Annotated in this window: 10 protein-coding genes; 3 read left to right on the forward strand and 7 right to left on the reverse strand. The window is 42.4% G+C overall.

Features of this window, described 5'->3' with window-relative positions:
- Nucleotides 1–131 precede the first annotated feature (131 nt).
- The 3 genes from G9G53_RS04195 to G9G53_RS04205 form a co-directional block, all read right to left on the reverse strand.
- A complete protein-coding gene (locus G9G53_RS04195; RefSeq protein WP_029518884.1) occupies nucleotides 132–1,580 on the reverse strand; it encodes a DEAD/DEAH box helicase in 1,449 nt (482 codons plus the stop codon).
- A 235-nt stretch (nucleotides 1,581–1,815) separates the two neighbouring features.
- Nucleotides 1,816–2,262 (reverse strand): GNAT family N-acetyltransferase, encoded by a 447-nt coding sequence (locus tag G9G53_RS04200; protein WP_029518883.1) that lies wholly within the window; start codon nucleotides 2,260–2,262, stop codon nucleotides 1,816–1,818.
- Between the two features lie 80 nt (nucleotides 2,263–2,342).
- Nucleotides 2,343–2,924: a TetR/AcrR family transcriptional regulator gene (locus G9G53_RS04205; protein ID WP_029518882.1), complete on the reverse strand. Its 582-nt coding sequence runs from the start codon at nucleotides 2,922–2,924 to the stop codon at nucleotides 2,343–2,345.
- A gap of 316 nt (nucleotides 2,925–3,240) precedes the next feature.
- On the opposite strand from G9G53_RS04205, the gene G9G53_RS04210 reads away from it, so the two are divergent.
- The 3 genes from G9G53_RS04210 to G9G53_RS04220 all read left to right on the forward strand — a co-directional run bounded on the left by G9G53_RS04210 (nucleotide 3,241) and on the right by G9G53_RS04220 (nucleotide 6,520).
- Complete coding sequence (locus G9G53_RS04210) at nucleotides 3,241–4,302, forward strand: LLM class flavin-dependent oxidoreductase (RefSeq protein ID WP_025722808.1); 1,062 nt, start codon at nucleotides 3,241–3,243, stop codon at nucleotides 4,300–4,302.
- 24 nt (nucleotides 4,303–4,326) lie between these two features.
- Nucleotides 4,327–5,265 (forward strand): alpha/beta hydrolase, encoded by a 939-nt coding sequence (locus G9G53_RS04215; protein WP_165146376.1) that lies wholly within the window; start codon nucleotides 4,327–4,329, stop codon nucleotides 5,263–5,265.
- A 298-nt stretch (nucleotides 5,266–5,563) separates the two neighbouring features.
- Nucleotides 5,564–6,520 (forward strand): endo-1,4-beta-xylanase, encoded by a 957-nt coding sequence (locus G9G53_RS04220; RefSeq protein WP_165145531.1) that lies wholly within the window; start codon nucleotides 5,564–5,566, stop codon nucleotides 6,518–6,520.
- A 196-nt stretch (nucleotides 6,521–6,716) separates the two neighbouring features.
- On the opposite strand, the gene gnd is transcribed toward G9G53_RS04220, so the two are convergent.
- The 4 genes from gnd to G9G53_RS04240 all read right to left on the reverse strand — a co-directional run bounded on the left by gnd (nucleotide 6,717) and on the right by G9G53_RS04240 (nucleotide 11,864).
- Nucleotides 6,717–8,120, reverse strand: coding sequence for a decarboxylating NADP(+)-dependent phosphogluconate dehydrogenase (gnd, locus tag G9G53_RS04225; RefSeq protein WP_165145533.1), 1,404 nt, complete (start codon nucleotides 8,118–8,120; stop codon nucleotides 6,717–6,719).
- A gap of 107 nt (nucleotides 8,121–8,227) precedes the next feature.
- The gene (locus G9G53_RS04230; protein WP_165145535.1) at nucleotides 8,228–9,574 is read right to left on the reverse strand and encodes a GntP family permease; all 1,347 of its coding nucleotides are present in this window, start codon (nucleotides 9,572–9,574) and stop codon (nucleotides 8,228–8,230) included.
- Between the two features lie 27 nt (nucleotides 9,575–9,601).
- The gene (gene gntK / locus G9G53_RS04235) at nucleotides 9,602–11,140 is read right to left on the reverse strand and encodes a gluconokinase (RefSeq protein ID WP_165145537.1); all 1,539 of its coding nucleotides are present in this window, start codon (nucleotides 11,138–11,140) and stop codon (nucleotides 9,602–9,604) included.
- Nucleotides 11,133–11,864 (reverse strand): GntR family transcriptional regulator, encoded by a 732-nt coding sequence (locus tag G9G53_RS04240; protein WP_029518875.1) that lies wholly within the window; start codon nucleotides 11,862–11,864, stop codon nucleotides 11,133–11,135. Before G9G53_RS04240 ends, gntK begins: the two co-directional genes overlap by 8 nt.
- Nucleotides 11,865–11,997 lie beyond the last annotated feature (133 nt).

Here is an 11,997-nt window from a genome sequence, read left to right on the forward strand (position 1 = left end):
TTCTTGCAAATTCAAAATGGAAAGATGAATTAAACGATCAAGAGGTAAACTCGGCAATCCCGCCCGTTAGCTAACGAAAACTATCGGCTGTACGGGCGGGGTTGCCTCACCTTCTTTTATGCAGCATACATCTACTTATTATTCCCTTTGCGTACCTTTAACAGCTTACCCTTTACGGTTGTATTCTTCATAATCTCAAGCACCAATGGACCCTTGCCATTCAGAATCTCGACATCTGTCACATTATCTAGAATCGTAATGATCCCGATATCATCTGCGTTGACTCCGTCAAGCTTAGCGATGGTCCCCACGAAGTCGACAGCTCTAAGTTTTTTCTTCTTACCGCCGTTAAAGTTCAGCTTCATAATCTGTTGGTTTAATTGCTCGCGCTTATCTTTTTTGAGTGCGGTTTTTACATGCAGTTTTTGCTCAAAATCTTCTCTACGGAGGTCAACAGCCTCTTCTGAGGGAGCCTTTACCTGCGGAATCGCGAATCCAATATATGCTTCGATATCAGCTAATCTTCGGCCATCCTTAGGAGTGATGAGGGAAATGGCCTTCCCCGTTTTGCCAGCACGTCCCGTACGTCCTGTGCGGTGAACATAGCTTTCCTTCTCAAGGGGAATATCGTAGTTAATGACATGGGTGATATTCGTGATATCAATTCCTCGTGCGGCAACATCTGTTGCAATCAAGTAACGAAATTGACCCCTTCTGAATGCATTCATTACCTCAAATCGCTCGTCTTGCTCCATGCCACCATGAATGCGATCACATGGATATTCAAGATCAGCCAATGCCCTGAATAATGTATCTACATTCTCCTGCGTACGACAGAAAATAATGCAGCTGTCAGGATTCTCAACAATGAGCAGATCTTGCAGTAGTGCCAGCTTGTCTGACTCCTTCACCTGAATAAGAGAGTGATCAATTGTAGCGGTCGTTATACCAGTCGCTTTAATCTCAATTCTAACAGGATCTTTCATATATTTACGTGACAGTGTGGCTACGTCCTCAGGGAAGGTAGCGGAGAATAACATGGTAACCCGATCACTAGGCAGCGCTTGAATAATCGACTGAACTTGCTCGATAAAGCCCATATTCAGCATCTCATCAGCTTCATCAATCACGAGATAGGCAATCCGATCTAACGGTAACGTCCCTCGTTCAATATGATCCAGTACACGTCCTGGCGTACCTACAGCCACATGCGTCCTTTGTTTTAACTCAGCCTTTTGGATATGAAAAGGATGTTTCCCATAAAGGGGTGTTGCTTTGATCCGCTTAAAGCGTCCAATATTCGTGATGTCTTCGGTGACCTGTAACGCGAGTTCACGGGTTGGCGTCAGGATTAAAGCTTGGGGCTTATTCTCATTCCAATCTACTAGCTCACAGATTGGAATGCCGTATGCTGCTGTTTTGCCGCTACCTGTTTGCGATTTGGCGACAAGATCCTTCTTTTCAAGCGCCACAGGAATGACTTCCGTCTGAATCTCTGTTGGCGTCTCATAGCCCAGGCTATTCAGCGCTCTTACAATTTCTTCACTTAATGCGTAATCTGTAAAATGCTTCTGACTCATTTTCAACCTCTTCTGCGCTGTATTTGAATACCATTACATATATAATGTCATCGTGTATCGAACTTATACTCATCTAGTATACTCTATATCCAGACAGCAAAGGGAGGCCATGAAGGCATGGGTATCAGCATGTTTCCATATCCGCATGCGTGAAAACATGTGTTACGAACAAAGGGCACCCAATCGGGTGCCCTTTGAACTGCCGTTAGCGCGGAAAATCGTATCAAAAGTATTGTTACGATGAAAAGTGAACCCAATCTCTCCCTTGGACAGCATCCATCTTTTTAAAGAAAATTTGAGCGCGTTTATTCTCGGTAGAAGTTATCCAGGCCATATGAGCATAGCCTTGATTTCGTGAGTATTTTTGACATTCTAAAAAAAGCTGTGTTTCTACTTCTGTATCTCTAAATGGTTCCAATACAAATAGATCGTTCATAACAGTGACTTTGTCTGCTTTCATCGTGCTAAAGGTAAAGAATAATGTAGCAAAGCCGATTAATTCTCCATTTTGTTCCGCCACAAATTGTATACCGCTTTGCTGCTCAAAAAGGGTGTGTATCAAATTATGGATTTTTTCGATAGGTGGCCTAGGGTTTTGATAAAAACCAACGATGTATTCATACATTAACTCGGTTAAACTGTTTAAATCATCAGGCTTAGCGTTCCTTATTAAAAATGACATTAGATGCACTCCCTTTTTTATTAGTTTTGAATTATTATACATAATAAAGCATATATATTCAAAACTGAATTCATTCCGAATTACTTAAGAAGTGTAAGTGTCACCTCTATCGTGTTATCAATAAATGATCGTTCTGGACGAGACTTTATCATTACGGTCAGTCCAATTAACGATACGACTAGCGCCTGTGATACAGCCTTCGCATTGAGCCCGATCTCAAGCTCACCTGATTGTATACCTCTTTCAATGGTTTCTTGAAATATAACCGCTAGGTACATTTGATGCTCCCTTGTAAGAATTTCAAACTTCTCATCATGGGGCGCAAGTTCAACCATTGTATTAATGCAAAAGCATCCTTTTCTAGGATTTTCCGCATATTCCTCATCGACCACACCTTCAAAGAAAGTCCGAAATGCTTCTTTTACAGATGGATTGCTTTGAAGTTTGGTTCGGATCAGAGAAGCACGGGACATCATGTATTTGCGCAGCGCAGCTTCGAACAATTCTTTTTTGCCTCCAAAAGTGGAATATATACTGGGTCGTTGAATTTCCATTCTGGAAGTTAAATCACTCAATGAGGTAGCTTCATATCCCTTCTCCCAAAATATTTGCATAGCTGCATCTAATACTTTATCTTCGTCAAATTCGCGGATTCGTCCCATAATCAATACCTCTCATGTTCGTAATTTTATTCTTAATTCCATGACTCTGATCATAATTGTTAGGGGTCTTTATTTGCGTACCAGTTAGTATGTTATTATCTTATAATTAGCCCGTTATATTGTCAAATGCAGATTGGTTTATCGCACCAAGGAGATATCAGTATGAGGATAAATCAAAGATTTTTACTATATTTATTGACAGTACTCTTTTTAATGAGTTATATTTACTGGGAAAAATATTTTACCGATCGGTATGATATTTTACCGATATTTAATTAACATACAAAGAAAGCTATTAGAATAGGAGAGATGGACGATGGAGATAGGTATTACTTCGTTTGTAGAAACAAAGCCCGACGTTCAGACAGGTGAAGTGATAAGTCACGCACAGCGATTGCGCGAAGTTGTCGAGGAAATTATCCTTGCTGATCAAGTGGGGCTTGATGTGTTTGGTGTAGGTGAGCATCATCGGAAGGATTATTCGGCATCTTCACCAGCAGTTGTGCTGTCAGCGGCTGCAGCGCAGACGAAACGGATTCGGCTGACCAGTGCAGTGACAGTGCTTTCTTCAGCTGATCCCGTTCGCGTTTTTCAGGATTTTGCTACGCTGGATGGTATTTCGAATGGACGTGCGGAGATTATGGCGGGTCGAGGTTCCTTTATTGAATCTTTTCCACTGTTCGGCTATGACTTGGAAGACTATGATGAGCTGTTTGAACAACATTTGGAATTGCTCCTTAAAATACGGGAGTCCGAAAAAGTAACCTGGAAAGGCGGACATCGGCCAGCAATTAACAATTTGGGTGTGTATCCACGGCCGGTTCAGAATCCTTTACCCATATGGGTTGGCAGCGGGGGCAGGCAGGATTCTGCTATCCGGGCAGGTCTGTTAGGACTGCCCTTGATACTCGCGATCATTGGCGGGAATCCGGTAAATTTTGCACCACTTGTCCAGCTTTATAAGAAGGCAGCAGCGCACGCCGGTCATGATGAATCAAAGCTTAGGGTTGGGTCGCACTCGATAGGATTTGTCGGAGAGAATAATGAGCAAGCTGCAGATACATATTTCCCTTCTACGATGGCAGGTATGAATAGATTGGGCAGGGAGCGGGGCTGGGCACATTATGATCGTTCTAGCTACGATGCCGCGCGCAGCTTTGAAGGTGCGCTGTATGTCGGCGATCCAGAGACTGTTGCCCAGAAGATCATTCACCTTCGCAAACATGTAGGTGTTACTCGCTTTATGTTGTATGTTCCGTTAAGCACGATGCCGCATGCCGAAGTGATGAGAGCCATTGAGCTGCTAGGAACAGAGGTAGCACCCCGAGTTCGGAAGGAAATAGCCAAGTGGGAAGCGGAGACGGAGAAAAGATTGTAAAAACCAAACATAGGAGTGATTTGCATGGATTTTGAAAATCGTTTATTACCAGAATTAAGGTCAGTAATCGCACAATTTCCTGGTTTTCAACTGGAAGAGAATTTAGAGCTGAGCAGAAGCTATTTGTCTAGTCCTCCTATTGAGCAGTCGGAGCACGTACGCACGACAAGCCGGATGATTCCGAGTGTAGCAGGCGAGATATTAGTCAAAATCTACGAACCTGCTCAGCGAACTGACGTTAGGCTTCCGGCCATGCTGTGGATTCACGGGGGAGGCTATGTGATGGGCCATCCTGATATGGACGATGCTTTGTGCGAACGCTTCGTGCAGGCGGCCAAATGCGTCGTCGTATCGGTCGATTACCGACTTGCTCCTGAGCATCCCTACCCGGCTGCCATCGATGACTGTTATGCCGCTTTGACGTGGATGACCGACGAAGCGGAGCTGCTGGGCATTGACTTAGATCGGGTCGCCATTGCAGGAGCAAGTGGGGGCGGCGGGCTGACCGCAGCACTTGCTTTAATGGCTCGTGACAAAGGTGGGCCAGCCCTCATTTTCCAAATGCCGCTGTATCCGATGATCGATGACCGCAGTATTACGGCGTCAAGTCATGAAATTACGGCCGATAACGCACCATGGAACCGGAAGAACAACTTGGCGGCCTGGAACATGTACTTAGGCAATCGTACCGAAGATAGCGAGGTGTCCCCATATGCGGTGCCGTCGAGAGCAGAAAGCTTGGCTGGCCTGCCGCCGGCTTATACGTGCGTAGGCCAGCTCGATCTATTCCGAGATGAGACGATCGAATATGTGGGACGCCTTGCCCAAGCGGGGGTGGACGTCGAATTCCATCTGTATCCCGGCACATTCCACAATTTTGAGGGAATAGTTCCACAAGCAGAAGTAAGCCAACGTGCTAGCCAAAGTTATGTAGACGCAATTGCAAGAGCCCTTAATCCTTAAACTATTAAATAGGCAGTCTCCAAAGTGATATGTTCCCAAAAGAGTAGGCAGGTTAAAACTTGCTACTGTAAGGGGAGCATATCACTTTTTGCATCAACCTTTTTTTGTCATTTCGGAGTTGTTTGGGATAAAGGAGCACCAGGTTTTCAGTCGCCCCGCAATGATGTAAAGTTTTTCGGGTAAAATCTTTACTTTTACATGTAGCAGATAATAACCTTACATTCTTATAATTGGAAATGTAAGCGATTTATTTAAGAGTAGGAATATTAAAAAACTATACGTATGAGGAGGAGATTGTATGTCGAAATTTAAAGTGGGCAAGTTGGTAAGCAGCTTGGCGTTGGCGGGTGTGTTGTTATCATCAGTTCTGATAAACCCGGCTAGTGCCAGTATGGCGAACGGTGACAAATTCCTGGGGAATGTCATTGCGGGCAGTGTCCCTCCTAGTTACGGGACATACTGGAATCAAGTGACGCCGGAAAACTCGACTAAGTGGGAATCGGTTGAAGGCAACCGTAACAACATGAACTGGTCACAGGCCGATACCGCCTACAATTATGCCCGTAGCAATGGCTTCCCGTTCAAGTTCCATACGTTGGTATGGGGTGCCCAGGAGCCAGGTTGGGTTAGGGGGCTGTCGGCTGCTGATCAGAAAGCGGAAGTGACTCAGTGGATTAAAGCAGCAGGTCAACGCTATCCGAATGCGGAGTTTGTAGATGTGGTGAATGAGCCGCTGCATCAGAAGCCGTCCTATCGCAATGCCATTGGTGGTGACGGGTCGACCGGATGGGATTGGGTCATATGGTCGTTCCAACAGGCCAGACAAGCCTTCCCCAATGCTAAGCTGCTGATCAATGAATATGGAATTATCAATGATCCTTCGTTAACCGACCAATATGTCAATATTATTAATCAGCTCAAGAGCAGAGGCCTGATTGACGGAATTGGTATCCAATGCCACCAGTTTAGCATGGACACTGTTTCAGTTAACACGATGAACACTGTACTGAACAAGCTGGCGGCAACAGGATTGCCAATCTATGTGTCGGAGCTGGATATAACTGGCGACGACAACACCCAGCTTGCCAGATACAAGGAGAAATTTCCGGTATTATGGAAGCATTCTGCGGTGAAGGGAGTTACGCTCTGGGGGTATATCCAGGGACAAACTTGGAAGCCGAACACACATCTGCTGAACTCTAACGGCACGGAACGTCCCGCGCTCCAATGGCTGAGACAATATCTGCAAAGATAAGCTATGGGTGGCACTTAAACCCCAACAGATGCAAACTTTTGCCAAATGTCTGGGCTGGGTAGATGTTTATTTGAAGAAGTCTTGGCTGAAATGTTATACGCCCAAGGCTTCTTTTTATTTAGCTTAAACGAGGAGTGCCCTAATGAAGGGAAGGAACCACTTCATTAGGGCACTGGAGATTTACTACCACTATCGATCACTGCCAGTTTGTATGAAAGGACCCTGCTGCATCACTTCGTTCATAAGTATGGGCACCAAAATAATCCCTTTGTGCTTGCAAAAGGTTAGCATTTGAAATGCCTGTCCGGTAACTATCGAAATAAGTAAGTGAAGCACCTAAACATGGAAACGAAATAGCAGAATTAATACCCTCACAGACTACTTTTCGCAATCCCAATTGATATTCTTTAACCTTTTCAGCAAAATACGGGGCGATTAATAGATTAGCCAAATTCGGCTGTTCTTGATATGTTTCGCTTATTACATTTAAGAATTCGGCACGAATGATGCAACCACCACGGAAAATAAGGGCAATATCCTGTAAAGGTAAATTCCATCCGTAAAGCTCAGAAGTCATTTTATATTGTATAAATCCTTGCGCGTAGGCACAAATTTTACCCATATAAAAAGCTTGTCTAATGTACTCAATCCACACATTTTTATCTAAACTTCGCTGATCAATCTCTGGGCCTGTCAGGATATTTTCTGCATAAACTCGTTCCTCTTTTAAAGAGGAGATGTAACGGGCAAACAATGACTCTGTAATAATGGATGATGGGATTCCATGATCAATTGCTTGAATACTTGTCCATTTACCTGTGCCCTTTTGCCCTGTTTTATCCAGAATCACATCGATCAGAGGTAAGCCTGTTATTTCATCTTTTTTTCGTAAAATCTCTGCGGTAATTTCGATTAAATAACTTTTCAGTTCCCCTTGATTCCATGTTTCAAAGATGTCGGCAATTTCATTAACAGATAAACATAGCCTCTTTCTTAAAAATGTATAGACTTCTGCGATTAATTGCATATCTGCATATTCAATTCCGTTATGTACCATTTTTACAAAGTGACCGGATCCTTTTGGACCCATATAAACACAGCAAGGATCTCCGCCCACTTGGGCTGCTATTTTTGTTAGAATAGGAGCTGCTTTTTCATATACGTCTTTATCTCCACCAGGCATGATTGAAGGTCCATGTAAAGCCCCAACTTCGCCGCCGGAAATACCGATTCCTAAATAACCGATTCCTTTTGACTTCAATTCATCATATCTACGTTCCGTATCTTTGTAATGGGAGTTACCACCGTCCATGATCACATCGCCTGCTTCAAGGAAGGGTACTAATGTACCTATTACCGAATCAACCGGTTTGCCCGCTGTTACCATAAGGAAAATTTTCCTTGGAGTTTTTAAGGAGCAGACAAAATCTTGAATTTCGTAGTAGGGATGGATGGAGTGACCTTCACTTTTTTTGACAAGATCGTCCGTTAAATCCCTCGTATAATTATAGACAGCGACTTGCTCGCCTTTACCAGCCATGTTTAAGGCGATATTACGGCCCATTACCCCTAAACCAATGACACCAATTGTGTTGGACATTTTTTCTGCTCCTTTTGTTTGAAATGAATAGGCCGTAGATCCTCACTTATAAACTTAGAAGATCCTAAGAAAAATAAGTGGGGGATCTACCGCCCGGGAATCGTGGTTTATACGAATAAACTTAGTACTAAAATAAATCCTAATCCGGCTACCGAAATGATGGTCTCAAGCAATGTCCATGTTGCAAATGTTTCTTTCATGCTTAAACCAAAATACTCTTTAAACATCCAGAAACCAGCATCGTTAACATGTGAAGCTATTAAACTACCCGCTCCCGTGGCGAGCACAACTAAAGCAAGATTAACGTCGGATTGTCCTAACATCGGTATAACTAAACCAGCGGTTGTTAAAGCTGCAACAGTTGCAGAACCTAAGGAAATACGTAAGATTGCAGCGATGATCCAGGCAAGTAAAATGGGTGATAATGTAGTTCCATTGAATAATTCAGCTACATAGTCGCCTACGCCGCCATTAATCAGTACTTGTTTGAAGGCTCCGCCGCCCCCAATGATTAAGAGCATCATCCCAATATGAGTAATAGCAGTTGTACAAGATGCCATTACATTTTTGATTGGAATTTTTCTTGCTATTCCCATGGTATAGACAGCTACCAGTAAGGAAATTAACATCGAAGTCGATGCATCACCAATAAAACGGATCGCTGCTAGTAAACTATTATCTTCAAATCCCATTGTTTTTTGAAGCAAAGTAATAATTGTAGCAATAGACATTAAAATGACAGGAAGCATTGCAGTAAATACACTGATTCCAAATCCCGGAGTTTCCTCGGACTTAAATACTTTTTGTTCACCTAAAGAGGCAATATTACCGGTTTTCGTAAATGATGCAGGTACGAGTTTTTTGGCAAGCTTCGTAAATACAGGTCCAGCTAAATTAACGGTTGGAATGGCAATAATGAAACCGTAAAGTAAAACCTCACCAAGGTTCGCGCCATATTCACGGGCAATAACTGTCGGCCCTGGGTGTGGAGGTAAGAAACCATGTGTTACGGATAAAGCTGCAATCATCGGAATACCGAGATGTAAGATAGAAACCTTTAATTGTTTTGAAATGGCAAATACGATTGGAATTAATAATACTAATCCTACTTCAAAAAATAGCGCTACACCGATAATGAATGAAGCAGCTACGACTGCCCATTGAATATTTTTTTCACCAAATTTGTCTACGAGGGTCATGGCAATTCGTTGAGCACCACCAGAATCAGCGATCAACTTCCCTAACATCGCTCCAAGTCCAAAGATTAACGCTAAGTGACCAAGGGTTCCGCCTAATCCGGCTTCGATGGTTTTGACAATTTCCTCTAATGGCATTCCAAGTGCTAAAGCGACGCCGAACGATACAATGATTAATGAAATAAAGGTGTTCAATTTGAAGCCCATTATTAAAACTAATAATGCTAAAATTCCAATCGCTACGATAACTAATGGCATTGTAATTACCCCCTGCTTTTTATCTTTTTAGTGTTTAATTAAGCTTCTTTGATAATTGGAAATCCGTGTATAATCGTCTTCTAATACTCTGGATAGGTTAATGAAAATCGGCAGCAATTTCCTATATTCCTTTGTTGCTTCTTCTTTTGGTGTATGTTTGTTGGTACTGCCAACCATTTCAGAGACGACTTCAAAGGACTGGATTTTTCCGGTGGCATACAAGCCTAAAATACAAGCTCCTAGACAAGAACTTTCGTAGCTTTCTGGAACGACGACTTCAGATGCGAATATATCGGACATCATTTGCCGCCAAACATCTGATCTTGCGAAGCCTCCTGTAGCCTGAATTCGGGTCACGGGACCGTCCATGCATTCAGTTAATGCCAAAAATACGGTGTACAAATTGTAAATGACTCCTTCTAGGGCCGCGCGAATCATATGTTCTTTCTTGTGTGACATCGTCAAACCGAAGAATGAGCCACGTACATCTGGATTCCATAATGGCGCACGTTCACCAGCGAGGTATGGATGGAATAACAAACCGTCAGATCCTGGTCTTACACGTTCAGCAATCTTGGTTAGTACATCATATGGATCAATTCCTAGTCTTTTCGCTGTTTCTACTTCTGATGAGGCAAGTTCGTCACGGATCCAGCGAAGGACCATCCCGCCATTGTTCACCGGCCCCCCAATAACCCAGTGCTTTTCTGTTAAGGCATAACAAAATATTCTTCCCTTTTCGTCTGTTTGAGGCTTGTCTATAATGGTTCGAATGGCACCGCTTGTCCCAATTGTGACGGCAACCTCGCCTTTTCGTATCGCATTTACACCTAGATTAGAAAGGACTCCATCGCTAGCTCCAATAACAAACGATGTTTGTGGATCGATCCCCATCTTTTTTGCTAAATCTGAATCACAGTTGGTAAATATCTGGGTTGTTGGCACGAGCTCAGATAATTGAGAAGGGGTTATACCCGCAATTTTTAATGCTTCTTCATCCCAATCTAATTTTTCTAGATTCATCATGCCCATGGCAGAAGCTAGGGAATAATCCACTACATATTGATCAAAGAACTTTTTGAAAATATATTCTTTAATTCCGATATACTTTTTAACCTTGACAGCGGTTTCAGAAAGATCATTCACAATCCAAGCTATTTTTGTTAAGGGTGACATGGGGTGAATGGGTGTTCCTGTTCGTTTATAGACTTCATGGCCATTCAGCTCATCTTTTATTTTATGTGCCCATGCTTCACTTCGATTATCTGCCCAAGTAATACAAGACGTAAGCGGGCGGTCATGTTCATCCATCGCAATGACACTATGCATGGCACTGCTAAATGAAACAAACGATAGCTTTTTTTGTGAGTGATATTTCATGATATTCGAAATGGCCTGTAGGACAGCCTGAAATATCTCTTCTGGATTTTGTTCAGCTGTCGCTATGTCCGGTGTATAAAGCGGGTATCCAATATTCTCTTGTTGGATGACTTCGCCCTTTTCGCTAAATAGAACGGCTTTCGTACTTGTGGTCCCGATATCTACACCCAACATATAGTTAGTCATTTGGTTGCACGACTCCTTTAGATAGCATTTGTTGTGACATCCATAGGTCTTCTACTTTACCTTGAACATCATCAAAGTTTTCATGTAAAGACTTGATCATGAGGTCTCTATCTTTTGCTTTGATTGCTTCAATATAAAGTTCGTGATTGTTTATAATCCGTGTAAAATCTTCATACTTTTCTTTGAAACGCATACGCATCGACAAAAGAATGAGACTTTCCATAACAGGCTTTAGATTATTCCAAATCATCAGAATATGAGAATGATTGACTGCACGAATAATCGTTTCATGGAATAAGACATCTTGATATGAAAACTCATCAGCATCACCATATTTAATGGCGACTTTCATCATTTCGAGTATTTTACTAAGTTCCTTCGCCAAATCATCAGTGTCCATCTTTACAAGACGTTCAAATACGAAGGATTCTATGAGCAGACGGACATCATAAATTTCTTCTATTTCTTTTTCTGATAAACCAATAACAACGGCTCCCATTCTTTCTAATCGAATGATATTTTCGGATGCCAGTATTTTTAACGCTTCACGAATGGGTGAGCGACTTACAGTGAAATCAGCAGCTAGTTTATTTTCAGATAATATGGTACCGCTTTCAATCCCGCCAGAAATAATGCGCATTCTAAGCTCGGAAGTTACGCGATCACCAGCTGAGGCTTTTAAAAGCCATTTGGAGGGATATAGGAATTCTGATTCGACCATCATTTCACCTTCTCAATTAATCAAGTATACTTGTATACAGGTATTATAATCTTAAATTTTAAATTTGCAAGCGTATTCATTAAATTTGTTTTGTAAGCCTGTTCGGACTTTTTTGTGCAAATGCACAATCAATTTC

Origin of the sequence: Paenibacillus sp. EKM206P (genome assembly GCF_011066155.1) — a bacterium.
Lineage (GTDB): Bacteria > Bacillota > Bacilli > Paenibacillales > Paenibacillaceae > Paenibacillus > Paenibacillus polymyxa_D.

What these genes read in the sequence shown, in the direction of transcription:
- G9G53_RS04205 (WP_029518882.1), bottom strand. Translation starts at nt 2,924, where the DNA reads ATGGGACGAATCCGCGAATTTGACGAAGATAAAGTATTAGATGCAGCT.
- G9G53_RS04240 (WP_029518875.1), bottom strand. Translation starts at nt 11,864, where the DNA reads ATGATGGTCGAATCAGAATTCCTATATCCCTCCAAATGGCTTTTAAAA.
- G9G53_RS04210 (WP_025722808.1), top strand. Translation starts at nt 3,241, where the DNA reads ATGGAGATAGGTATTACTTCGTTTGTAGAAACAAAGCCCGACGTTCAG.
- G9G53_RS04230 (WP_165145535.1), bottom strand. Translation starts at nt 9,574, where the DNA reads ATGCCATTAGTTATCGTAGCGATTGGAATTTTAGCATTATTAGTTTTA.
- G9G53_RS04215 (WP_165146376.1), top strand. Translation starts at nt 4,327, where the DNA reads ATGGATTTTGAAAATCGTTTATTACCAGAATTAAGGTCAGTAATCGCA.
- G9G53_RS04195 (WP_029518884.1), bottom strand. Translation starts at nt 1,580, where the DNA reads ATGAGTCAGAAGCATTTTACAGATTACGCATTAAGTGAAGAAATTGTA.
- gnd (WP_165145533.1), bottom strand. Translation starts at nt 8,120, where the DNA reads ATGTCCAACACAATTGGTGTCATTGGTTTAGGGGTAATGGGCCGTAAT.
- G9G53_RS04220 (WP_165145531.1), top strand. Translation starts at nt 5,564, where the DNA reads ATGTCGAAATTTAAAGTGGGCAAGTTGGTAAGCAGCTTGGCGTTGGCG.
- G9G53_RS04200 (WP_029518883.1), bottom strand. Translation starts at nt 2,262, where the DNA reads ATGTCATTTTTAATAAGGAACGCTAAGCCTGATGATTTAAACAGTTTA.
- gntK (WP_165145537.1), bottom strand. Translation starts at nt 11,140, where the DNA reads ATGACTAACTATATGTTGGGTGTAGATATCGGGACCACAAGTACGAAA.